The following is a 23,075-nucleotide window of genomic DNA, read 5'->3' as shown; positions in this document are numbered from 1 at the left end:
CGCAGTACCAGGACCTGGAATCAAACCAACATGGGAAGTTCGCATGGAGCTTCCCTTTGATTCCGGATCTTGGGAACGAAAACGCAACGCTGGATCCCGCGGGCGAATCACCATAGACACGAAACACGAAAAGTTCAAGGGAACGCAGCGCACGCCGGTGTGGCCGTGGCAGTCGTGGATCGTTGTCGAATGGCGTAATCCGAAGTACAACACGTGGCATGTTGTCTATGCCGGGGTGATCACTGAGGCATCGTACGAATGGGCGTCCAAGAAGCTCACGCTGTCGCACGAGGACATCTGGACGATCTTCAGCAAGCGCATCGTCACCACGGACCGATCCAACGACATTTCAAGTTCGAAGGTCACGTGGACCAACTTGTCCAAGGCAACGATGATCAAGAAGATCATTCAGAACATCACGAATAATTTCGGGTCACCCCTGATCTACGATCTGCCGATTTCTTTACCTGCAGACGCCGCCGGATCGGAAGACATGACGGTGTATGGGTACAACTTCGACAAGGCCTCTGATCTCATCAACGATTACATCGAAGATGACGAAGGCCCAGATATCGATTTCCGTCCACGTTGGTCTTCCGAGGGGACGCTGGAATGGGTGATGGAAGTCAATGCGAACAAGACTCGTGTGTGGGACTACGACCTGGACGTTGATAAGTCCTCGGTGGAGAACATGAACTACACGCTGTCCGGCGCGTACCTGGTGAATAAGATGTACGGCACCGGCGAAGGCACAGAACGCCGTACGCTCACTCGCCAGTCATCCAGTGATGGGTTTCCATACCCGGCGCTGGAGGATGCCGAGAAGTTTTCAGGCATGAAATCTCTAGAGCGTCTGCAGTCTGCGACAACAGGTGCTCGTCGGGCTAAGGACGGCGCGATTCGGCAGCTCGATATGGCAGTTCGCGCCGATGGGTCTCCGGCCCTGAACGAGCTCGCGTTGGGCGGGTCCGTCCGGTGGAAGGCTGACAAAGATTCATGGCTGCTCTCCGGTTGGCACCCTTTCGAGCTGATCGGTTTGTCTGGAGATCTGACTTCCGAGGTAGTAAAGATCGAAACACAGGAGATGGAAGGTAGGAGCTCGGGCGCATGAGCATGCAGCGAAACATCAACGAGGGAGATTTCAAAAGGCGTCTCGCGAAGCTAGAGCGTTTCATGAACAACTCCAACCTGAACCACTCGGCTATCGGCCGTGAAGGTCTGGAAGTCTACGACGGTGGTTGGATACGCATCCTCAACGGCGGCCTGCAGGTGATTGGCACAGCGACGATCTCCGGCACCTTGGACGTTACAGGAACGTTCAATGCGTCCGGCGACAACAACATGTCCGGCACGAACAACCTGTCGGGAACGAATCACATCACAGGACCCACCAATGTTACCGGCGATCTGACGATCGAGGGCATCACCACGATCAGCGGGAATACCTCGATCACCGGTGAGCTCATAGTGACTGGGCCGACGAAGCTAGACGGCGTCACCGATATCGGCGGAGACACGACTATCACCGGCCTGCTGGATGTACAGGGCGACTCCACCATTTCAGGAACTCTAGACGTGACCGGTCCAATGTCCACCAAAGGAACCCTGGCGGTGGAAGGCGTGACCACGCTCAGTAACGACCTGAACATTGAAGAAGGCGGCAAGATCAACGCAGGAAACCTGCAAATCGAACCAGCCAACGGTGGCCAGATCAACTTCCTTGGCGGAGGTATTGCAGCTTCGCCCACATTCGGATTGGTAGTCACACACAATCTCGGAGTGAGGATCAATGGCCCGAGCGTCACTATCCCAGTAGATGTAAAAACCGGTGCAGAAGCCAACGTTCATATTGATGCAGCCGGGCGCCTTTGGCGTATCTAAGAACTAATCAGCAGGGCAAAGGTAAATCCGGGCCGACGTCAGAATCATTGATTCAATGGCCAGATCATCAGCATTGTCCACAGTCTGCTCAGGCTCGGCAGTGCCCTTTTTCGCAATTGTCTCGCAGTATTCCTTACCGCGCTTTAGCAAATAAGAATCTTCGGCTTTAGCCCGAAGGTTCTTTGGCAGTTGTGAAGCCTTGTCAGTGACGGTCGAGACGCCTTCAAGAAAGGCAGCTTCGGCAGCTGCATCGTCAGCCGTCGCTGGTTCTTCTGCGTCAGTTGCTGTTGCAGTTGGGGTCGCGCTCGCCGTAGGAGCTGACGAGGCAGCTGGGTCCGATGGGGCTGGTTCAGCAGTGGAACAACCGACGAGCAAGAGAGCCGGTACGGCAAGCAGAGAAATAAGTTTTGGGCGCATGTTTACCAGATTAATCTAAGGAGCCGATAAATGTCAGATTCTAATGAATATGAAAAACCCAATTTAGAGGAAAGACTCGAAAAACTAGAAAAAGATTTGGCGTCTGTGCGCCAAGAAAATCAATTGTTGAAGCTGGTGCTAGCCACTTACCAGCAGTCACTAACAGCGGCGAATCACTCAATAGCTGTCAAGGATGCGCAACTCACACTCGCAACGAAACTCACCGAATAACTCGGTGGGTTTCTTCATTTAAAGGAGGTGGCCGTGGCTGTCGTCGATTTCGATTTCGCTGACCTTGCAGGATCCAGCATGGATCCGAAAGACGGAGAAGTGATCTTCACGCTCAACCAAGCCAACACCACCAGCGATAACACTCTTGTCGCTGATATGAATAGCTATCCGGTCAAACCGGATGCCAACAATAGATGCACCGTTGGGCTGCTTCCAACCACAACCATGACTTTGGATGCCTGGTACGACGTATCGATCCGTTGGAACCAGGACGGCCATGCATTGACCGGTTATCTGGGAATCAAGATCCGTGTTCCCCCGGCAGGCGGACAGCTCAAAGATCTGATTGACCCGACGGGTGGCGGCGGAAACATCAACCGTAGCCTCGTCTGGGTTGGTCAGTACCCGCCAGCGAAGCCTTATCCAGGGATGTATTGGCTTCAGCAGGAGCCAGGTCCCGATCCGGATCCTTTCGATCCTTTGAATACGTCCGATCTACATGTATGGAGGCCCTAAATGGCGTGGGAAGTTATCGCTAATCTCAAGGGAATGCCTGGCGACTCGATCGCTATGGAGATCCTGGCGAAGGTTCCGCAGCGCCGTGGCCTTCTGCCTGATGGTGCGAACGCGAACGACTACTACAAGCCAGAGCACTACGGCATCTGGCAGGGCGTAACCACTGGTGGTTACTTGAACATGCCGCTCGCAGGTTCTTCGTTCGTCTGGGAAGTTCTTCCTGCATCGGCGGGTTTCGCCGTTGTGCAGCGCCGCACGGACTCAGACAAGATGATCTGGCGTGAAGCGATTGATGCGGCCGCGAATCTGTGGGGGCCGTGGCGTACTGTTGCGGACGATGCTGACGTGCCGATGCCTGAACGGCAGCGCATGATCTACGATCTGGCAAAGTCCGATGGGTGGTACGCGCTCTACGATCCGGCCAATCCGAAGGGCCGCGATCTGGTCAACGGTGACGTGGCGGCAATTTACGACCTCATGGGCAACCTTCCGCCAGCAACGACCAATGTTGCTTCATCTAGGCCGCGATGGTCCCCAGCGTCCTGGGACGGCTACGGCGGCGCGTGGTACGGCGTGGGCGACGTGCCGAACGCACTGCGCACCGGCCTTTTCCCTGAAGCGTTGCAGCAGCCGACATTCATCATGACCCTGGCACGCTCTGACATCTCGAACCCTACAAGCCGCGTCATCGTCGACGGTGCGACCAACGCGGGCCGGCAAGCAATTCTCGCTTCGTCACTGTTCCCGGGCAAGTGGGGATCCTATGCGGGCAATGAGTTTGGATCGACCGTCGACGTAGATGCATTCGACCACGTGTTCGGCGCTCAGTTCAACGGAGCATTCTCGACCACAGGTTCACGATTCTTCGTCGACGGTGTTCCGCGGACCGGTTCCTGGGGATCCACCGCAAACACCCGCCCGCTGGACGGCCTAACCTTGGGCAATCACCAAGCCGGAACCGCGGGGCGTTGGTGGGACGGCCTGATCGGTCCGACATTGATCTATAAGGGAATCCCTTCGGACGAAGTACGCGAACGGATGGAACGTGCGTTGCAGTCGATTACCTTGCCAGCTTCACTTGTGCAGTCGGACCGGTTGAAATCAAAGGAAGCCGTGCTCATGCGCGCCGATGGGACTTTGGACTTCGGGAAACTTCCCGACCAGCCGGAGATCCCGGCCTCGCTGACCAAGATGTTGATGCAGTACGTGGCGCGCAAGACGGTGACCAATGCCCGACTCAGTGAAGCGTTGACGCTCGATAGCACTGAGATGGCAACGATCAACACGATCACCGGTGGATCCTCTCCGGAGATCAAGGCGGGCGACGTGATCACGTGGCGCGAGCTGTTCTACATGGCTTCTCTTCCGTCGCACAACGTGGCCGCTGAGCTGCTGGCGGCGCGGGTCGGATCTGAACTGTCGGGAACTGATACGCCTCGTGACAAGTTCATCGCGCTGATGAATAGCACGGTGCAGGGTTGGGGCTGGACCGGCGCGAACTTCACCACGGCTTCGGGTCTCGGCACCAGCAACAAGGCTACTGCTCGGCAGATGGCCCAGTTGATCTTCCGTATCCGTGACGAGGACTCAACGTTGATCGGTATCATGGGTGAACTAACGCATACGGTAACCATTACTGGGCCGAATGCCAGAACGTTCACGATCAACCACTCGATCCCTGTGAATGGAAACCCGAGCTTCCCGGAGTTCATTGCCGGCAAGACTGGAACGTTGAACAACATCATTGGCAACGTTTGCATGCTGGTCAATCATGGGGGCACGGTGAAAGCGCTGGTAACCATGGGCGCACTCCCGGTGAACGATCGGTATCCGGATGCTCGCACGATTCTGGACGGCAATGCACCAACGACGTTGAGTCGTTCGCCTGCTTTGACGGAGTTCATCAACATGTTCCTGCAGTCTTTGAACAATCCGAACTCTCGTCTAAAGCAAGCTCTGGACGATCTGTATTCGTCGTAACCAAATCGATCATGAGGCGCCTGTGTGGAGGGCGCATTTTTTGTGCCCTCCCACAGGAGCGGTGAAAGGCAAGAATGTCTGAGACTGTATTGCTCGCAATCATCGGTGGTGCTGTCACGCTGCTGACAGCTTTGATTGGAAAGCTGTCCTTCGATGTTGGCAAGACGAAGAAAGACGCGCGCTCGGCCGCCAAAGACGCCAAGGAGGCGCGGGAACAGGTAAAGAACACCCACACAACGAACCTCCGCGAGGAACAGGACGAACGGCATGAAGCTACCGTGAGCGCATTGCGAGAGATCGCGCGTGATGTTCGTGGATTACGTGAGGACCATCAAGCTACCCGAATGGATATCGGTCATCTACGTGCCGAGGATAGGGCAGGTAGACGTGAGACACAGGTCTTGCGGGAAGAGTTTGAAGAGCATGTCAAAGAATCCGAACCAGTTCGAGCGATGATCAGCGATCTTCATAATCAGTATCACGATAAGAAACGGATAACCTAAGCCACCTCGTGGGGTGGTTCTATTCCAGTCTGAAAGGAACACCGATGAGCGTTTTGCCTGACGAGCTCAGAACACGTCTGGTGAACTGGTGGGTCGCTGCAGCGGTAACGGACGGTGTGGACCCTGACCAGAAACCTGACACGGTACCGGTAGCCGGGACCGCTGTGTTAAAGATGTTCGTCACTTACAACAACGTCCACACGTCAGCAGGATCCGCAACGCTGGTCCGCGTACCCATAAATGCGATCTTCGACGACGAGGGGCATTTGGCCACGCCGTATCCAAAGGGGCATCCGCAAGAGGGCCGGCCGATGTACCGCGGCGTTGTGCTGCACGTGACAGATGACCCGAATGCATCGGTACAGGATTACACCTGGTCGATCGAAACGAAGTTCAATAAGGTCGGGGACGTTCAAGTTCAGATCCCAACGTTCAGTTTTCTGCTCCCGTATGCGGAAGAACCGCTGAATCTTGCCGACGTTGCGCCGACTCCGGCTACCCCTGGATATGGTCTTCCTCAGTCGGAGGCGGCCGCGCTTCGATCCGCGGAGTCCTCGGCTGAGTCTGCAGCGTCGGCCGAGGAATCGAAGCAGGCCGCGTTGGAAGCGAAGCAAGTTTCGAACAGCGTGCGATCGGATGCCGACGCCGGGAACTTCGACGGGCTCTCGGCCTACCAAGTCTGGTTGGGCCTCGGCCACACGGGGACCGAAGCCGAATTCATGAACTGGCTCAAGGGTCCGCAGGGCGACCCAGGTAACGCAACCCTTCGGGTCGACTCAACAGTCGGAGAGCGGGTCTACGTTTCCGCCGGCGCAACAGAGAAACTACTGTCGTCGACCACGTTTATGCGTGATGTAGCCAGCCTGCTGACTGCGAACGTCACTGTAGGCACCGACGGTTTCGCTCGCATGATCCGCGAAAGCAACCGGGCAACACTGCTACTGAAGAATGTCACCTTCACTGGTGCAGCTACATCCAATTTCTTCTTGACTGGATATCCAATCGGTTTCCGGCCTACGGCTATCACCGCCCGCGTCCCGGTGTACATGAACAGCAGCGGCACCACGAACCTTACAGGCGTCACTATTCGCTACGCGGAGCGGGACATGGGAATCATCAACCGAACCGCAACGCCGACCTTTGGCGATCAGTACTCGATCACGCAGATCAGCTGGCTCACCACCGACGCGTGGCCCACAGCGGCCGCTCTTGCTGCACTACCCGTAGTTCCGTAGGAGCGCAAACCACCCAAGCCCTAGACCAAATGGTCGGGGCTTTTCTTATGCCCTGGCACCACCCGGTGCCGGGGCTTTCGCATACCCGAAAGGAAACCCCATGGCCCTATGCCAGAACGGCTGGCCGGTCATCTTTGACTCGACCAGTTCGCAGCTCACACGGATCCCGAAAATCATCGGCAAGGTGCACGGCGGCGACGTCGCGGTCATCCTGACAGACATCGTCCTGTACGTCGATCAGCACATCGAGGACGTCGACCAGGGCGAGGACGACTGGGGCCACGCGGTCCGCCCGGTACGTGGCAAGACCAAGGGCTATTCGAACCATGCCGGCGGCTACGCGGTCGACGTCAACGCCATGCGCCACCCACGCGGGGCAATCAATACCTTCGCCGCGGCGCAGCGCGCAGCGATCCGCGCCCGCCTCAAGTACTACGAAGGCACACTGCGCTGGGGCGGCGACTATAACCTGCTGATTTCGAAGCGCGATGACATGCACTTCGAGATCGTGGGTTCGCCGGCCGCGGTCAAGCGCGTGGCAGACAAGATCCGTCGAGCCACTGAAGGCAAGGTCGAGGAAGTCACCAAGCCTACCGGTGGCACTTCGAAGCCAGCGCCGAAGACCAAAACCGTCTGGAAGGGTGTTTCCGCCAAGGACACCAAGAAGATCCAGAAGCTGCTCAAGTCGCTTGGCATCTACACCGGCGAGATCGATGGCATCTACGGCGAAATGACCCGCTCCGCGGTGAAGCGCTACCAGGAGCGGGCACGCAAGTACGGCGGCGCCACCTTCAAGGCCGACGGCTACTGGGGCCCGACCACACAGCGCTGGTACGAGTGGGTGCGCAACACGCTGCAGCCGGCCGTTGCCAAATGGGCTGCCTCGCAGCGCCTGGGCAAGCTCGTCCGCGACGGCGACTACGGCCCAGTCCTGGCCAAGCACGTCACTGCGATCCAGAAAGCCAACTGGACCCGCTACACCAAGCTCGGCGGCGGCAAGGCCGACGGCCAAGCCGGTGCGATCACCTGCCGAATGCTCGACATCCCACCCTTCAAGTAAAGGAGAACCACCTCATGGATACAGATATCCTCATGGCCGCGATCGCCGCGGTCTTCACCATCGCCTCGGCGCCGGTCATCCAGTGGCGCAAGACCCGCGACTGGTCCAAGACGCTCAGCGTTGCGCTGCCCGTCGTGGTGTCACTGGCAATCGCCGGAGTGTATTCGTTCGCGACTGGCGCGCTTACCGGGATGCAGATCCTCCCGGCGTTCCTCGTCGTCTACGGTCTGCAGCAGTTGGTGTACGGAACGATCGTGAAGCACATTGATTCGCTGCGTGAAGCGAACGATCCGTTGGGATCCGGAATCACTTTTGCGGATCCTGGCGATCAGGTCGAAGTTGAACCGCAGGAGGATTTCTCAACGGCCGCGGCCGAGGGCTCTTACCCTGGCTTCGACGGTGAGACCTTCCGCAAGTAGCTGCAGCGAAACTGCCCGATCATATTCACCGCAAGGTGAATATGATCGGGCAGTTTTCTTCGTTAAAGAGAAGACTAGGATTGTGCAGCTTTGAGGGCCTTGGACTTGGTATGTACCAGGTTCCCTGCAAGGTACTCTTGCCGGAAGATTTCGGCGTATTCCATGGATTTTTCAAGCGACACGTGACGAGGGAAGCCTCCATCATACCGAACTCCGCAGCTGGCTTGATGCCCAAGCGTGTAATAACGCGAGACATGAGGATATACCACAATACACATTTCTATGAGTCCAAGCTGTGCTTTACTCAAGCCACCAAAGCTATGTTTTTTCTCGAATTGATCGCCGACCTTCAACGCCGGGTGGATCAATGAGAGCGCCTTCTGATCCTGAAATACTGGATCTGCGATGAGCGCTGCACGCAAGTAATGGTACGAAGTATAAAACGCGGCAACAGCCGCCCATTGGTCAGAGCTCTTAAACAAAGACTGGGCCGTCCTCCAATGGGGACCGGCCCAATCTTCTAGCTGCGATGTAGTAGGGAGCATCGTTGCCTAGGCGTACTGATACTGTTTTTCGGTTGCTCGAACCGTACGGGTACGGGAGCCAGCTTCCTCGAAAGACCATTCAATTGAAGCCTCACCGAGAAATAGAATCTGTAGATCATTAAGCTTGTCAGTAGTGCGAAGGATCTGCTCTTCAGACTCATGACGTAAAACTACGGCAATGTGTGCTTCGTGACTATCGGAATCCAATGCAACTTCGAGTGCACGGAGATTTTCTTTACCAATGCCCGAAACTGCATGAAGCCCAATAGAGTGAACGAGTGCTTCTGCGTTGTCCATTCTGATCACTTCCTGTTGTATGGTGACACACGAGTACACCAAAGTGCGTGCTTCGTTGGTACATACATTGTGTGTAAACGTTGCACGTTCATGAACTATAGCGCGTTATAGCGCATAACTAAATATTTTGATGAAGGATCTCACTTAATAACTGTCGACTTTGATGTTGACGTTTAACATCTTTACAAGTTTGAAGAAGTTGGTCGTTTAGTCAGCAACTAATCAAATGCACACGTTGATCATGTTCATAATGTTCGTACTCAATCATGAACTTGTTAAAGGACGATCAATATATCTGTGGTTCGAAGTTCGTGTCAGTCTCAAATGGGGTTTAGAACAGCCTACGTTTGTTGCCTGCACCCCGACACCATTGATGAAGCCGAAAAGTGTCAGGGCAAATACGATGAATCTGGTAGAGACATCGGGGGCTGCGTCCCGAAGCGGAACAGCACTGACCTGCTGCCGTGGTGTCGGGGCCGGGAACATCGGCGTCTTGCCCAAGATCCGCACCGCGAGCATCGCCAAAAGCACCGCGAAGACAGCACCAGCGGCCGAGGCGCCGTGCCAGCCGATGATTCCGGCCATGAGGGGGAAGCCGAGGCTTCCCACCAGCTGCGAAACCTGAACCCCAGATTGCTTGATGCCTGTCCAGCCGATGCGCTGCGCCGCGGGCACCCGCTGGACAAGGATGCGGTTGGTGACGCCATTGGGGAAGGACTGGGCGAAGCCTGCAATTCCGGAGGCGACGAGCAAGAAGGCATAACCAGCCGGAATGGCTGCCACGGTCATGGCAACTGCGGCAATGCCGAAGACCAGGGCCAGCAACTTTGCGTCGGACTGCCGGTCCGAATACCTGCCGAACACGACATTGCCGATGGCGCCGCAGCCGAAGCATGCGGTGGCCAGCAGGCCGAACTGGGTTTCGTTGATGCCCAGGTCGCGGATGACCAGATCACTGGTGGCGCTCAACCCGTAGTTGAGCAGGGGCGCGATGCCGACGGCCGCAAGCAGGATGGAGAGCAATCCGAACCCGGGAGCTGCAGACTTTGTCGCCATCCTGTTCCTTCGCCGTAGAATCACCGCCGCCGAAGCTAAGTTTCGCATAGAACACCACACCGGGTGTGATCCGTGACTTTTGCCTACCGAAGAATCGATTCTGTAATCACGCGGGCATAGGATTTGATGTGTGAATACAATTACCGTTCGTTCAGCAAAAACCAGTGACGTCCAGGCGATTCGCAGCTTGGTGCGACCGTTGGCCGAGGAGCGAATCTTGCTGGATAAAGAAGCGGTGACCTATTACGAATCGATTCAAGAATTCGTGGTGGCTGAGGATTCCGAAGGCAACGTCGTCGGCTGCGGAGGCCTGCATGTGATTTGGGAGGACATCGCCGAAATCCGCACACTTGCCACCTCCTCAGCGGTGCGCGGCCAGGGGGTGGGGCATCTGCTGTTGAACGAACTGCTGCGCAGGGCGCGCATAGTCGGGGTGGCGCGGGTCTTCTGCCTGACCTTCGAGGTGAAGTTCTTCGAACGCCAGGGATTCAGCGTAATGGCGGACCAGAGCGCCGTGGACCCCGCCGTGTACCAAGAAATCCTGCTCTCACGCGATGAAGGCGTGGCAGAATTCTTGGATCTGGCCCGCGTCAAGCCAAATACCCTTGGCAATACCCGGATGATCATCACCCTGTAATTCAGGCATCCATGCTGTCGTAGCGAGACCGGAAGGCGAGGTATACGGCGTAGGCCAGCAAACCTGCTCCGACCAGAGCTAGTGCCGTGGGACCGAAATCTTGGTCTCGAACTGCCTTGAGCGCACCGTCGAGGCCGGTTGAATCTTCCGGATTGTTTTGGACCGTGGCGCTAATGAACAGCAACCCCACAGCTGCAAGGACGAGACCCTTGGCAGGATATCCGAGTGCCCCAGAAATGGTGATTGCCTTTTGCAGCGCCACGTGGCTGGATGAGTCGATGTCTTCGAGGAATCGCCGCGAAATGCCACGAAAGATGAAGTATCCGCCGATTCCTATGAGCCCCAGTCCAAGCGCAATCAGCAGGAACCTACCGCCTGCCGACTGCATGAGCACCGAGCTAATTGAGCTGGTCGTCTGCCCCGAATCGCTATGGTGGCCCGTGGCAAATTGAAAGAACGCGCCGCTGAGTGCGATAAAAACCAGCCCGGTGCCACCGACCTTGAACCGTCGTGTTGCCTTGGTCTGTGTCATCACCGCTTGCGCAATTGACCAGAGACCCAGAAGAGCTGCTGACAGTGCGCAAAACCAGAGCAAGATCATTCCCCAGGGGTCTTGGGCTAAAGTCTGCATCGCCCCGCTTTGGTCAGCTTCAGTATTGCCCCCTTGTGCGAGCGTCAGGGCCAGCACGCCCAACATTGCGTGTAATACTGCGTTCGCGATGTACCCCAAGCGGGCAATGCGCCGAAACCACGGATGATCAGTCACCTGTCGTAGGGCGTCGGAGGAGGAAGCGCTCATGGACATAGCTTAGATCCATTGCACCGACTCTGCGCTGATTCCTAGGAAGGAAGGCGAATGCCTTCTGGCTCGGCCACCGCCAATCCGTCCTTCAGCAATCCGGCCAATGCACGTTCGCGCTGTTCCAGCGGCGATTCAAGCATGCCCAGGGCGACATACTTCGCATGGGACTGCAGAGAAAGGTCTGTGAGGAAACTGGACTCCGCCACCGGGTGATCATGCTCGCGCAGGATCGCCATGATCGCCCCGCGGACCTGCCGGTCGGTTCCCTTCCACGCCTGCCCCTTGGGAGTGTAGTGGGGTGCGGGCTGCCCGGCCTTGATCCAGGCACAGTCATTGAACACCGGGCATTGCTCGCATTTGGGAGTGCGCGCGGTGCAGAGAAGGGCGCCGAGCTCCATCACCGAGACGTTCCACAGATTTGCCGCCTGCGTGTCCCGCGGCTGAACTTCCCTTGCGCGGGCGAACTCGCTGGCACGCGGGCTCGGCTCCGGCAGGGCCATCCCGCCGAAGAGCCGGGCATGGACCCGGCGGATGTTCGTGTCGACAACCACCGTCGGCTCCTTGAAGGCAAAGCAGGCGATCGCCGCAGCCGTGTAGTCGCCGACCCCGGGCAGCGCGCGCAGCTGCTCCTCGGTGCGCGGGACCTGGCCGTTGTATTCGGTGGTGATCTCGATGGCCGCCGCATGCAAGCGCTGGGCGCGACGCGGATACCCTAGGCGTCCCCACGCCTTGAGCGCCTCGGAGAGGGGTTCGGCCGCCAGATCCTGGGGGCGCGGCCAGCGCCGCATCCACTCCTCCCACACCGGCAGTACGCGCGCCACGGGCGTCTGCTGGAGCATGAATTCACTGACCATCACTTCCCAGCCGGTGGCCGAGGGGCGGCGCCACGGAAGGTCGCGGGCGTTGTGTATGTACCAGTTATTGATCTTGTCGTGAATTTGCTGCACCTCACCACTCTAAATGAGAGGTATCTCGGCGCAGAATCACGCGCTATGACGCGGTTGAAGCCGGTCGATGAACTAGCCTTAACCCATGAGCAAAACTTCGGGGGGCAAGGAATCGGCTGGCGTTTATCGGCGCCGGCGCATCACTGTGGCTATCGCGGCCCTCTTGCTTGTGGGCGTGATCATCTGGGGCATTACCGCCCTGGTCGGTTTGTTCAGCTCGGGAGACAACCCGAACCCGACCGCCGCAGCGCCCAGTGTGCAGGCGACCCCCAGCGCCGACGGCAGCGAGAAGCCCAAGGAAGCTTCCGGCGAGGTCTGCAAGGACGACGAAGTTAAGATCACCGCATCCACCGATAAAAAGTCATATGCCCCCGAGGAAAACCCGGTGCTCACCCTGGGTATCGAGAACACCTCGGATCGCGACTGTGAGGTCAACGTCGGCACGAGCCAGCAGGAATTCCTGATTTCCAGCGGGTCCGACCGCATCTTCTCCACCGTTGACTGCTTGGCCAACAGCGAAGACGTGATGCTCAAATTCGCCGCGGGACAGAAGGAGAGCGCAAGGTTCGAATGGGACCGCAAGCGTTCGGCCCCCGGGTGCAAGGCAATCAACTCCAAGCCGCTGCCGGGCACCTATAAGTTCACCGCTGCGCTGGGAGAATTCACCAGCGACCCGGTGACCTTCGTGCTGAAGTAGCCCTAGATGTAGCGGTCGAGAAGTGAAGATTCGGCCATCCGGGCAAGGCCTTCGCGGATGGAGCGCGCACGCTGTTCGCCGACGCCCTCGATCTGCATCAACTGGGTGGTCGAGGCGGCCATCAGCAGCTGCAGGTTGTCGAACGAGGCGACCAGCCGCTCGCCGATCGCCTTGGGTACAGAGCGGATCTGCGAGAGCAGGCGGTAGCCCTTCGGGGTCAGCTGGTCTTCCTGATCCGCGGTGGAGTGCGGGAAGAGGATCTTGGTCAACGCCTCCGGCTCGATCAGCTGTGCATCGGAAATCTCATGCAGTTTCTCCAGGGCGGCCTCGATATCCAGCTCGGCGCCGTCGGCATGGGAGTAGTCGCGCAGCAGCAGCTGGTTGTCCACGTGGATGCCGGCCAGCAGTTCGGTGTGCTGGGAGGCGAGCAGACGCCCGTCCACGCCGAGCTCAAGAACGTAGCGGGAGATTTCCTCGCTGGTGCGGCGCAGCATTTCCGTGCGCTGCAGGACCGCAAGCACCTCGCGCACGGTGGCGACGTCCTCGATTTCAGCGGCAGATAATGCGCTGGTGACCTGGTCGAGGCGGTGGCGGTAGCGCTCAAGCGTGGCAATAGCCTGGTTGCCGCGGGCCAGCAGGCGTTCGGCGGGTTCAAGCACATGGCGCTCGCCGGCCGCATAGAGCGTGATCGTCTGCATTGACTGGGACACGGAGATCACTGGAAAACCGGTCTGCGCCGCCACGCGCTCAGCGGTGCGGTGGCGGGTGCCTGATTCCTGGGTCTCGATCCCGGCATCGGGCATCAGCTGCACGCCCGCCTGAAGGATCTGCTTGGCCGAGGCGTCGAGGATGATCGCACCGTCCATCTTCGCCAGTTCGCGCAGCCTGGTGGGTGTGTACTCGGTGTTGATCCTGAAGCCGCCGGAGCAGATGGACTCGACGATCCTGTCATGCCCGAGCACGATCAGGGCGCCGGTGCGGCCGCGCTGAATACGCTCCAAACCCTGGGCAAGTTCGGTTCCCGGGGCGATCCGGGCCAGGGTGGTGAGCAGTTCGGGTGCTGGATGCGGCTTCAACGTGCGTCCTTTCAGCGGGCAGCAACACCAAGTTTATCGTGTTGGCTTCTGCCGCTGGTTAAACGCGATGTCAAGGGCCTGGGCCACGTTCTCCACCTGAAACACACGGATGCCCTCGGGAATGTTCTTCAACGGCTCGGGGGTGGCAGGCGCCATGGCGAAGGAGAAGCCAAGGCGCTGCGCCTCGGTGATGCGCCGCGCGATCTCCGGGACCTGCCGCACCTCGCCGGCGAGGCCGACCTCGCCGAAGGCCACGAAGTCTTGGGGCAGCGGGAACTCGTTCATCGAGGAGGCCAGCGCCAGCGCGCAGGCAAGGTCCGCGGCCGGTTCGGCGATCTTCACCCCGCCCACCGTTGCTATATAGGAGTCCATGGAAGACAGGTCCATATGGGCGCGGGCCTGCAGCACCGCGACGACCATTTGGGCACGGGCCGCGTCCAGGCCGCTGGTGGCCCTGCGCGGGGCCGGGCCGCTGCCGCGCGAGAGCAGGGTCTGCACCTCGGCGACCAGCGGGCGCCGGCCCTCGAGGGTGACGGTGATGCAGGTGCCGGGCACCGGGTTGCGGGTGCGCGTGACGAAAAGCTTGGACGGGTCGGTCAGCGATTCGATGCCGTCCTCGTTCAAATCGAAGCAGCCCACCTCGTCGGTGGCGCCGTAGCGGTTCTTCAGCGCGCGCAGGATGCGCAGCCGCGAATGCTTTTCACCGTCGAACTGGCAGACCACGTCCACCAGGTGCTCGAGCAGGCGCGGGCCGGCCACCGAGCCCTCCTTGGTCACGTGTCCCACCATGATGGTCGTCATTGCGCGGGTTTTTGCGGAGTTGATGATGGAGGCGGCCACCTCGCGCACCTGGGAGACGCCGCCGGCGGCCCCGTCGACCTCTGCAGAGGAGAAGGTCTGCACGGAGTCGAGGATCAGCAGCTGCGGGTTGATCTCCTGGATCTGCCCCAGCGCCAACGACAGGTCCGTCTCTGCGGCGAGGTACAGGGTGTCGGCGATGGCGTTGATGCGTTCGGCGCGGGACTTGACCTGTGCCGCGGACTCCTCGCCGGTCAGGTACAGCACGCGCAGCCCGGTCTGCGCCGCCTTGGCCGCCACGTCGAGCAGCAGCGTCGACTTGCCCACGCCTGGTTCGCCGGCCAGCAGGATCGCCGCGGCCGGGACCAGGCCGCCGCCGAGCACGCGGTCCAGCTCGGGCACGCCGCTGGGGCGGAAGGCCGCCTCGGAACCGTCGATCTGCGCGATGGGCTTGGCGGGGTGGGCCACCTTGGCGGCGGCCACGGTGCGGGCGCTGACCACGCCAACCTCTTCTACCGTGCCCCAGGCCTGGCATTCGCCGCAGCGGCCCACCCATTTGATGGTGGTCCAGCCGCATTCGGAGCACTTAAAGCTCGCAGTAGCTTTGGTCTTAGTCGAAGTTTTGGCCATGTACCAATGCTATCGACCGGCTAGGACAACTTCGGGAAGAACTCGACGGCGGATTCATTGCTGCGCCCCGCGGCTTCCAACAGATCAACGACCATGGGGCGAAGCAGTAGCACCAGCCCTTCGCCCTGCAGCCCCTCAACGCCCAGCGCCCGTGGATCCAACTGGGCCGCGGCGGCCTCAAGCTGGGAGCGTGCGATCTTTTCGTATTTGTGCTGGCCTGCCAGCGTCGGCTCGCGCACCGATTGGGCCAGCGCGTTGATGCCCTCGGCGATCTCCCGCAGCAGCGGGGCGAGCGCCGCCGAACCCTCGGGGGTCAGCGCGCTGTTGCTCAGGGTGGATGCCAGGCGCCGCACAAACACTCGAGCGTTGCGTGAAGCCCAGTCGTAGTGGTTGAACCGCTCCGAGAGGCGGTTTAGCTCCTCGCGATGCCGCCGCCCGGCGGGGGAGAGCATGGCAAGCTCCTGCGAAGCCTTGAAGGCGGCGGGCAGCTGGTCAAGATACTTCTGCGTGGCGCGGGCCTTGACCAGTGCATGGAACGCAGCGCGGCGGTCGTCGTCCCTGATGGCCCAGGAGCATTCGAGCATCGACTCGGAGAGCTCCTTGAACAGTTCGGAAAGGGCCGCCACCGGGGTGCGCCGCGGGTCGGAGGGCCACAGGACGATGATCAGCAGCGCCAGCACCGAACCGGTCACCGCATCCAGCGACCGGGCGAAGGGGCCGTCCACGCTGATCGGCAGCAGCACCACCAGCGCCGACTGCATGCCCAGCTGCGTGGAGAAGATCGCCCCCGAATCAAGGTAGCGGGCGATCACCAGGCTCAGCGACATCACCACCGCCGCCTGCCAGATGCCCTGTCCCAGCCATTGCATGAGCAGATCACCCAGGGCCACTCCCAGCGTGCAGCCCAACGCCACCTCTGCAGTGCGCCGCACGGTGGTCGCTCCGCCGAATCCCAGCGATACCAGCGCGCTGGTGGCCGCAAAGATCGGCTGGGTGTGTCCCAGCAGTTCCTCCGCCGCCCAGAACGCGCCGATGGCGCCGAGGGTCATCCGGATGATCCTCGGCAGCGAATTGCGGGCGCGGACCAGTCCTGCCTTATTGCGCGTGGCAAGAAAAGTACGCACCGTGCGACCTGTAGCCATGCCTCTAGTTTGTCATGGGCGGAGAAAAAGACCTGTATTTACGGGCTGACGAGGGGAGTCCTTGGGGTGGAACGAGGCGGCGAAAAAATTCGTGATCAGGATCACCGCCGCTGCAACTCGTTGTTAACCTTTCGTTCACCTTTGCTGGGGGAGCTGGTCACTTTGGCTCCTTAACGTTCTAGGTGAAGCGGGAAGGATGTCCGCTGCAAGGTTTACATCATTTTCCACCACACTTATTGGGGAGTACTACTCGTGAAGATCAATCGTCTTGGCAGTGCAGCTGCTGTTCTTTCCATCGCAGCACTGGCACTGACTGCCTGCGGTTCGGACAACCCGACCGGCGCAGCCACCGCAGCACCGGCCGAGGGCGCATCGGCGGGCGCCGGAGTCTCCGGCACCCTGACCGGCATCGGCGCTTCCTCACAGAACTCGGCCATGGAAGCCTGGATCAACGGGTTCAAGGCAGAGAACGCCCAGGCCAACGTGCAGTACTCGCCTGACGGTTCGGGCGCGGGCCGCAAGGCATTCCTGGCCGGCGGCGCACAGTTCGCCGGTTCCGACGCCTACCTGAAGGACGAGGAAAAGGACCAGGCCAAGCAGGTCTGCGGCCCGGACGGCGCCTTCAACATTCCAGCCTACGTCTCACCGATTGCAGTGGCCTTCAACCTCGATGGCGTCGACTCGCTGAACCTGAATGCAGACACCATCGCCAAGATCTTCAAGAAGGAGATCACCAAGTGGAACGATGAGGCCATCGCCAAGCAGAACCCCGACGCCAAGCTGCCGGACACCGCAATCACCGTGGTGCACCGCAACGACGAGTCCGGCACCACCGAGAACTTCGTCGAGTACCTGAAGGCCACCGCGGGCGATGTCTGGACCTACGACGTCTCCGGCGACTGGCCGAAGGACATCCAGTCCGAGAACGCCAAGGGCACCTCGGGTGTGGTTTCCACCGCCAGCTCCACCGCCGGCGCCATCACCTACGCAGACTTCTCCGCCGTGGGCGACCTGTCCACCGTGAACGTCAAGGTCGGCGACGAGTACACCAAGATCTCCGCCGAAGCCGCCGCCAAGGCGCTTGAAACCGCCACCCCGGTAGAGGGTTCCGGCCCGAACGACCTGGCACTTGACCTGAAGCGCGACACCACCGAGGCGGGCACCTACCCCATCGTGCTGCTCTCCTACCACATCTACTGCAGCACCTATAAGGATCAGGCAACCGTCGACCTGGTCAAGGCATTCGGCAAGTACGTCGTTTCAGCCGAAGGCCAGAAGGTAGCCTCCGACTCGGCCGGCAACGCCCCGCTGTCGACCAGCATCGAAGAGAAGGCCGCCGCGGCCATCGACGCGATCACCGTCGCCAAGTAACACCCGGTGTGGGCGGGAAGCCGCCCCCCCCCCCCCCCCAACCCCCTCCACCCCCACCCCCTCAAACCGACAAAGGCTCAAGCCATGACTACCAATGCTTTGACGAGCAAGTCATCGACGTCCGGCCGCGCCGGGGATAAGATCTTCTCCGGTGCAGCACTCGGCGCCGGTGTGCTGATTCTGATCACCCTGTTCGCGGTGGCAGTCTTCCTGCTCATTCAGGCCATGCCGACCTTCCTGGCGGACCCGGCCGACATCTCCGGCGGCGAAGGATTCTTCGCCTACATCTGGCCGATCGTCATCGGCACGGTGATCGCCGCAACCATTGCGCTGCTGATCGCCACCCCCATCGGACTGGGCGTCGCCCTGTTCATCTCCCACTTCGCTCCTCGCAAGGTCGCCGGCCCGCTGGGCTACGTCATCGACCTGCTGGCCGCCATCCCCTCGGTCATCTACGGCGCCTGGGGCTACATGGTGCTGGCTCCGGCGCTGGTCCCCGGCTACGACTGGCTGGCTGCGAACATGGGCTTCATCCCGATCTTTGAAGGCCCCGCCAGCCAGACCGGCAAGACCATGCTCACCGCAGGCATCGTGCTGGCGGTCATGATCCTGCCGATCATCACCTCGCTGTCCCGCGAGATCTTCCTGCAGACGCCCAAGCTGCACGAGGAAGCCGCGCTCGCGCTGGGCGCCACCCGCTGGGAAATGATCACCACCGCGGTGCTGCCCTTCGCCCGCCCCGGCATCATCTCGGCGGTCATGCTCGGCCTGGGCCGCGCACTGGGTGAGACCATGGCGGTGGCGCTGGTGCTCTCCACCGGCCCGCTGATCGCCTCGCTGATCCAGTCCGGCAATCAGACCATCGCCGCAGAGATCGCACTGAACTTCCCTGAGGCCTTTGGGCTGCGTCTGGCCGAGCTCATCGCCGCCGGCCTGGTCCTGTTCCTGATCACCCTGGTCGTGAACATGATCGCTCGGGCAATCATCGCCCGCCACAAGGAATTCTCCGGAGCCAACTGATGAATGCCATGACTACTTTTGAACGCAGCAACACCGGCCTGACACCTCCCCCGAGCCGCAAGCGCAATTCGCTGGCCAAGGGCAAGATGCCCAAGTGGGCGCTGCCCGCCATCGGCGCCGGATCCATCGTGCTCGGCGCGGCGGCCTCCACGCTGACCGGATTCGCCGTGGCGAGTTTCGCGATCTACTCGGCGCTGCTCTTCCTGGTCATCGCCTCCGTGGCAACCACCGTCGTTGAGGGCAAGCGCCGCGGCAAGAACGCCATGTGGACCTACCTGATCTACTCCAGCTTCATCCTGGCGCTGCTGCCGCTGGCATCGGTGCTGTACACGGTGCTTGAAAAGGGCCTGCCGGGCATGAGCATGGACTTCCTGCTCACCTCGATGAACGGCGTCACCGGTGCGGTGGACAACCAGACCGTCGCCGAGGGCACCCCGGTGATCGGCGGCGCCTACCATGCGCTGATGGGCACCTTGCTGATCACCTTCTGGGCCACCCTGATCTCGGTCCCGGTGGGCATGCTGACGGCCATCTACCTGGTGGAATACGGCAAGAACGGCCCGCTGGCCCGCGCCATCACCTTCTTCGTGGACGTCATGACCGGCATCCCGTCGATCGTTGCAGGCCTGTTCGCCGCCGCCTTCTTCGGGCTGCTGCTCGGACCGAACTCCCGCATGGGCATCGTCGCAGCGGTCGCCCTGAGCGTGTTGATGATCCCCACCGTGGTCCGCTCCACCGAGGAAATGCTCAAGATCGTCCCGAACGAGCTGCGCGAGGCATCCTATGCGTTGGGCGTGCGCCGCTGGCGCACCATCCTGAAGGTGGTCATTCCGACCGCGATCTCCGGCATCGCCTCCGGCGTGACCCTGGCCATCGCCCGCGTCATCGGTGAAACCGCACCGATCCTTGTCACCGCCGGCATCGCCAGCAGCATCAACCTGAACGTGTTCGCCAACTGGATGTCCACGCTGCCGACCTTCATCTACTACCAGATCATGACCCCGACCAGCCCCACGAATGTGGATCCGTCGCTGCATCGTGCCTGGGCCGCGGCCCTGCTGCTGATCCTGATGGTGATGGCGTTGAACCTCATCGCCCGCCTGGTCGCAAAGATCTTCGCCCCCAAGAAGGGCCGTTGAGCCAAGGCTCCGGTCCAACCCCCAAACTTTTCAAGGAAATATCATGGCAAAACGCATCGACGTCAACGACCTGAACGTCTACTACTCCAAGTTCCTGGCCGTTGAAGGCGTCTCCATCAATATCGAACCGAAGTCGGTCACCGCATTCATCGGCCCCTCGGGCTGCGGCAAGTCGACCTTCCTGCGCACGCTGAACCGCATGCACGAGGTCATCCCCGGCGGACGCGTCGAGGGCGAGGTCCTGCTGGACGGCGACGACCTCTACGGCCCGGGCGTGGACCCGGTGACAGTCCGCAGCCAGATCGGCATGGTCTTCCAGCGTCCCAACCCGTTCCCCACCATGTCCATCAAGGACAATGTGCTCGCCGGCGTGAAGCTGAACGGCAAGAAGATCTCCAAGTCCGACGCGGACGCGCTGGTGGAGAAGTCGCTGCGCGGCGCGAACCTGTGGAACGAGGTCAAGGACCGCCTGGATAAGCCGGGTTCCGGCCTTTCCGGCGGCCAGCAGCAGCGCCTGTGCATCGCACGCACCATCGCGGTGAAGCCCGACGTGATCCTGATGGATGAGCCCTGCTCGGCTCTGGACCCGATCTCCACCCTGGCCATCGAGGATCTGATCAACGAGCTGAAGAACGACTACACCGTGGTGATCGTGACCCACAATATGCAGCAGGCAGCCCGCGTGAGCGACAAGACCGCCTTCTTCAACATCGCGGGCACCGGCAAGCCGGGCAAGCTCATCGAGTACAACGACACCGCCGCCATCTTCTCCAAGCCGGAGCAGAAGGCCACCGAAGACTACGTCTCAGGACGCTTCGGATAAAGATTTCGTCTGCCGCTTGGCGGCAGGCGGACCGGAAGGGGGGTCTTCCGAGGATCCTGGAGGGGATCATCGCCAGCGGCGCACCACGGTGCGCCGCTGGTTTTTAACCATGCTAGAACAGCGGCCGGACGGCCAGGGTGAGCACGGCGCCGCCGAAGATGCAGACCGCAGGGGTCAGCACCCAGATCCTCGCCACCTTGGCGACGTTGCGCCAGACCACCGACTCGAAGCTTTGGTTGTTTCCAGCCCCGACGATGCCGCTGGTGACCGTCTGCGTCGTCGACATGGGCAGGTGGAAAACCACCGAGCCGAGGAACAGCATGATTGCCGAAACGCCCTGGGCGATCATGCCGCGCAGCGGATCAAAGTTCACCAGGCGCCGTCCCAGCGTGTAGGTAATGCGCCAACCGCCCAGCAGCACCCCGAAGGACAGTGCGGCGGCGGCGGCCAGCTGGATGGCCCAGGTGACGGGCCCCGGGTCCATCAGGCGGCCGTTCATCAGCACCAGCGCGATCAGGGCGCCGGTGCGCTGGCCATCCTGCAGGCCGAGGCCGAGCGCCGAAGCGCACGCCGTGACCGCCTGCCCGGTGCGCGAGACCTCATTGACCGTGCGGGAGGTGTTGTGCCGCACCAGCCACATCGCCGGAATAACCGCCAGGTAGGACAGCGCATAGGCGACGCCCGGGGCGATGAGCAGGGGCAGCAGCACCGAACCAAGCAGCAGCTGCCAGGCCCCCGCCATGGACTCGTCGCCGACGAATGCGGCGGCGCCGCTGGCGCCCACCAGCGCGGAGAGCAGCGAGTGGGTTGAACTCATCGGCATGCCGCGCCACCAGCAGTAGATGCCCCAGGCGCCCGCGGTGATCAGGCCGCAGATGACCATCTTCAGCCCGGCGGTGCCCGGTGGGACGTTGAAGTTCAGGGCATCCACCAGGGCGGTGCTCAACCCGGAGGTGGCAAGCGTGCCGAGGAAGGCGAAGAACGCGGCGACGACCACGGCGACTACCGGGGTCAGCGCCCTGGTGCGCACGGCGGCGGCAACGGCGGTTGAGGAGTCCCTGAAGCCGTTGAGCACCGCATAGGCCAGGGTGAGAATGACAGCAATGACGGTCAGGGCCGAGGTCACGGTCATCGGCTCTAGGACTCCTTGACCAGAACGCGGCCCAGGTGGTCTGCGAACTGGCGCAGGGTATTGGCGGTGAGCATCAGGTGGTTTGCCACCGACTGGTGCCGGTGCATCGTGCCTGCCTTGGAGAAGTTGGCGATCTCGTCGAGCCAGACCAGGTGCGTGCGGGCGGCACGCTTGGAAGACTGCAGCATCTGCAGCCAGTTGTCTTCCAGGTCGTCGAGGCTGTTCAGGCGCCTGACCGAGTCGGCCGCCAGCTCGGCAAGCTGCGAGATCAGTTCGAGCTGCTCCGAGGAGCGTTCGGAGAGCGGCGTGGAGCCCACGTTCATGATCAATTCTCCGGTGCCGCGCAGGTGCTCCATGGTCTCGTGCAGCAGTCGCGAGAGCGTGTACATATCTTCGCGGGGCAGCGGGCTGATGTAGCTGGTGCGCAGGTGGGTGAGCACCGCGTGGACCAGATCCGAGGCTTCGGCTTCGGCGGCCGCCAGCTCGCGCAGCTGCTGTGGGCGTCCATCGGGATTGCCGATCATTTCAGCCACGCCTGCTACCGAGCGGCGGATCGTGTCAGCTAGGTCGCAGAGCAGCTCAATGCCGCGGGAGGCTGAGGGAAAGATCTGGAACTTCACTTTGTACGGCGCACCATTCGACTAGAACTTTAGGGGTAGGTACCAACGCAGTACAGTTTACGGCTTGAAGTTGAACTCAAGAATTTTAGTGATGCCGGACC

At 60.7% G+C, this 23,075-nt stretch carries 26 protein-coding genes; 15 read left to right on the top strand and 11 right to left on the bottom strand.

Translation table 11 applies throughout. The features are described from left to right. Window positions 1-43: 43 nt before the first annotated feature. Both RUH64_RS09425 and RUH64_RS09420 read left to right on the top strand, forming a co-directional pair. Window positions 44-1,111: a hypothetical protein gene (locus RUH64_RS09425; protein ID WP_313812983.1), complete on the top strand. Its 1,068-nt coding sequence runs from the start codon at window positions 44-46 to the stop codon at window positions 1,109-1,111. Next, window positions 1,108-1,881 (top strand): hypothetical protein, encoded by a 774-nt coding sequence (locus tag RUH64_RS09420; RefSeq protein ID WP_313812982.1) that lies wholly within the window; start codon window positions 1,108-1,110, stop codon window positions 1,879-1,881. The genes RUH64_RS09425 and RUH64_RS09420 overlap by 4 nt, the downstream gene beginning before the upstream one ends. A gap of 3 nt (window positions 1,882-1,884) precedes the next feature. Here the strand turns inward: RUH64_RS09420 and RUH64_RS09415 are convergent, their stop codons facing one another. Next, window positions 1,885-2,298, bottom strand: a complete 414-nt coding sequence (locus RUH64_RS09415; RefSeq protein WP_313812981.1) for a hypothetical protein — start codon at window positions 2,296-2,298, stop codon at window positions 1,885-1,887. 30 nt (window positions 2,299-2,328) lie between these two features. On the opposite strand from RUH64_RS09415, the gene RUH64_RS09410 reads away from it, so the two are divergent. From RUH64_RS09410 to RUH64_RS09380, 7 genes are all read left to right on the top strand, one after another. Beyond that, window positions 2,329-2,529 (top strand): hypothetical protein, encoded by a 201-nt coding sequence (locus tag RUH64_RS09410; protein WP_313812980.1) that lies wholly within the window; start codon window positions 2,329-2,331, stop codon window positions 2,527-2,529. Between the two features lie 33 nt (window positions 2,530-2,562). Next, window positions 2,563-3,045 (top strand): hypothetical protein, encoded by a 483-nt coding sequence (locus RUH64_RS09405; RefSeq protein WP_313812979.1) that lies wholly within the window; start codon window positions 2,563-2,565, stop codon window positions 3,043-3,045. Continuing rightward, entirely contained in the window at window positions 3,046-5,025 is a 1,980-nt protein-coding gene (locus RUH64_RS09400) for a hypothetical protein (RefSeq protein ID WP_313812978.1), read from the top strand. 74 nt (window positions 5,026-5,099) lie between these two features. Then, window positions 5,100-5,528: a DUF2746 domain-containing protein gene (locus tag RUH64_RS09395; RefSeq protein WP_313812977.1), complete on the top strand. Its 429-nt coding sequence runs from the start codon at window positions 5,100-5,102 to the stop codon at window positions 5,526-5,528. A gap of 44 nt (window positions 5,529-5,572) precedes the next feature. Further along, window positions 5,573-6,763 (top strand): hypothetical protein, encoded by a 1,191-nt coding sequence (locus tag RUH64_RS09390; protein ID WP_313812976.1) that lies wholly within the window; start codon window positions 5,573-5,575, stop codon window positions 6,761-6,763. 100 nt (window positions 6,764-6,863) lie between these two features. Then, window positions 6,864-7,823, top strand: a complete 960-nt coding sequence (locus RUH64_RS09385; protein WP_313812975.1) for a peptidoglycan-binding protein — start codon at window positions 6,864-6,866, stop codon at window positions 7,821-7,823. A gap of 14 nt (window positions 7,824-7,837) precedes the next feature. Next, window positions 7,838-8,242, top strand: a complete 405-nt coding sequence (locus RUH64_RS09380; protein ID WP_313812974.1) for a hypothetical protein — start codon at window positions 7,838-7,840, stop codon at window positions 8,240-8,242. Between the two features lie 74 nt (window positions 8,243-8,316). On the opposite strand, the gene RUH64_RS09375 is transcribed toward RUH64_RS09380, so the two are convergent. The 3 genes from RUH64_RS09375 to RUH64_RS09365 all read right to left on the bottom strand — a co-directional run bounded on the left by RUH64_RS09375 (window position 8,317) and on the right by RUH64_RS09365 (window position 10,140). Further along, window positions 8,317-8,724 carry a hypothetical protein gene (locus RUH64_RS09375; protein ID WP_313812973.1) on the bottom strand — a complete coding sequence of 136 codons (408 nt, stop codon included), beginning with the start codon at window positions 8,722-8,724 and terminating at the stop codon, window positions 8,317-8,319. Between the two features lie 69 nt (window positions 8,725-8,793). Beyond that, on the bottom strand, window positions 8,794-9,084 hold the full coding sequence (locus RUH64_RS09370; protein WP_313812972.1) for a hypothetical protein: 291 nt from the start codon (window positions 9,082-9,084) through the stop codon (window positions 8,794-8,796). Window positions 9,085-9,348: 264 nt separating this feature from the next. Further along, the gene (locus RUH64_RS09365) at window positions 9,349-10,140 is read right to left on the bottom strand and encodes an MFS transporter (protein ID WP_313812971.1); all 792 of its coding nucleotides are present in this window, start codon (window positions 10,138-10,140) and stop codon (window positions 9,349-9,351) included. Between the two features lie 130 nt (window positions 10,141-10,270). On the opposite strand from RUH64_RS09365, the gene RUH64_RS09360 reads away from it, so the two are divergent. Then, window positions 10,271-10,777, top strand: a complete 507-nt coding sequence (locus tag RUH64_RS09360) for an amino-acid N-acetyltransferase (RefSeq protein ID WP_313812970.1) — start codon at window positions 10,271-10,273, stop codon at window positions 10,775-10,777. Between the two features lies 1 nt (window position 10,778). On the opposite strand, the gene RUH64_RS09355 is transcribed toward RUH64_RS09360, so the two are convergent. Together RUH64_RS09355 and RUH64_RS09350 are read right to left on the bottom strand one after the other, a co-directional pair. Next, on the bottom strand, window positions 10,779-11,576 hold the full coding sequence (locus RUH64_RS09355) for a DUF1206 domain-containing protein (protein ID WP_313812969.1): 798 nt from the start codon (window positions 11,574-11,576) through the stop codon (window positions 10,779-10,781). Between the two features lie 41 nt (window positions 11,577-11,617). Further along, window positions 11,618-12,526, bottom strand: a complete 909-nt coding sequence (locus RUH64_RS09350) for an A/G-specific adenine glycosylase (RefSeq protein WP_313812968.1) — start codon at window positions 12,524-12,526, stop codon at window positions 11,618-11,620. 85 nt (window positions 12,527-12,611) lie between these two features. On the opposite strand from RUH64_RS09350, the gene RUH64_RS09345 reads away from it, so the two are divergent. Further along, window positions 12,612-13,223, top strand: a complete 612-nt coding sequence (locus RUH64_RS09345; RefSeq protein WP_313812967.1) for a hypothetical protein — start codon at window positions 12,612-12,614, stop codon at window positions 13,221-13,223. A 2-nt stretch (window positions 13,224-13,225) separates the two neighbouring features. Here the strand turns inward: RUH64_RS09345 and disA are convergent, their stop codons facing one another. Genes disA through RUH64_RS09330 form a run of 3 tightly spaced genes read right to left on the bottom strand, consistent with a single transcriptional unit; the run spans window position 13,226 to window position 16,869 of the window. Continuing rightward, complete coding sequence (gene disA, locus RUH64_RS09340; protein ID WP_313812966.1) at window positions 13,226-14,299, bottom strand: DNA integrity scanning diadenylate cyclase DisA; 1,074 nt, start codon at window positions 14,297-14,299, stop codon at window positions 13,226-13,228. Between the two features lie 33 nt (window positions 14,300-14,332). Further along, entirely contained in the window at window positions 14,333-15,727 is a 1,395-nt protein-coding gene (gene radA, locus RUH64_RS09335; RefSeq protein WP_313812965.1) for a DNA repair protein RadA, read from the bottom strand. 20 nt (window positions 15,728-15,747) lie between these two features. Beyond that, entirely contained in the window at window positions 15,748-16,869 is a 1,122-nt protein-coding gene (locus tag RUH64_RS09330) for an FUSC family protein (protein WP_313812964.1), read from the bottom strand. Window positions 16,870-17,121: 252 nt separating this feature from the next. Here RUH64_RS09330 and pstS point away from each other — a divergent pair, with 252 nt between their 5' ends. From pstS to pstB, 4 genes are all read left to right on the top strand, one after another. Further along, complete coding sequence (gene pstS / locus RUH64_RS09325; RefSeq protein WP_313812963.1) at window positions 17,122-18,240, top strand: phosphate ABC transporter substrate-binding protein PstS; 1,119 nt, start codon at window positions 17,122-17,124, stop codon at window positions 18,238-18,240. An 84-nt stretch (window positions 18,241-18,324) separates the two neighbouring features. Next, complete coding sequence (gene pstC, locus RUH64_RS09320; protein ID WP_313812962.1) at window positions 18,325-19,260, top strand: phosphate ABC transporter permease subunit PstC; 936 nt, start codon at window positions 18,325-18,327, stop codon at window positions 19,258-19,260. Beyond that, entirely contained in the window at window positions 19,260-20,399 is a 1,140-nt protein-coding gene (gene pstA, locus RUH64_RS09315) for a phosphate ABC transporter permease PstA (RefSeq protein ID WP_396276004.1), read from the top strand. The genes pstC and pstA overlap by 1 nt, the downstream gene beginning before the upstream one ends. Window positions 20,400-20,442: 43 nt before the next feature. Next, window positions 20,443-21,222, top strand: a complete 780-nt coding sequence (pstB, locus tag RUH64_RS09310; RefSeq protein ID WP_313812960.1) for a phosphate ABC transporter ATP-binding protein PstB — start codon at window positions 20,443-20,445, stop codon at window positions 21,220-21,222. A 112-nt stretch (window positions 21,223-21,334) separates the two neighbouring features. Here pstB and RUH64_RS09305 read toward each other — a convergent pair whose 3' ends face one another. Together RUH64_RS09305 and RUH64_RS09300 are read right to left on the bottom strand one after the other, a co-directional pair. Further along, complete coding sequence (locus RUH64_RS09305) at window positions 21,335-22,354, bottom strand: inorganic phosphate transporter (RefSeq protein ID WP_313812958.1); 1,020 nt, start codon at window positions 22,352-22,354, stop codon at window positions 21,335-21,337. Between the two features lie 5 nt (window positions 22,355-22,359). Then, entirely contained in the window at window positions 22,360-22,974 is a 615-nt protein-coding gene (locus RUH64_RS09300) for a hypothetical protein (RefSeq protein WP_313812957.1), read from the bottom strand. Between the last annotated feature and the right edge of the window lie 101 nt (window positions 22,975-23,075).

Source organism: Glutamicibacter sp., assembly GCF_032154645.1.
GTDB lineage: Bacteria > Actinomycetota > Actinomycetes > Actinomycetales > Micrococcaceae > Glutamicibacter.
The sequence above is the reverse complement of the archived record's forward strand: the minus strand, read 5'-3'. Positions and strand labels throughout refer to the sequence as shown.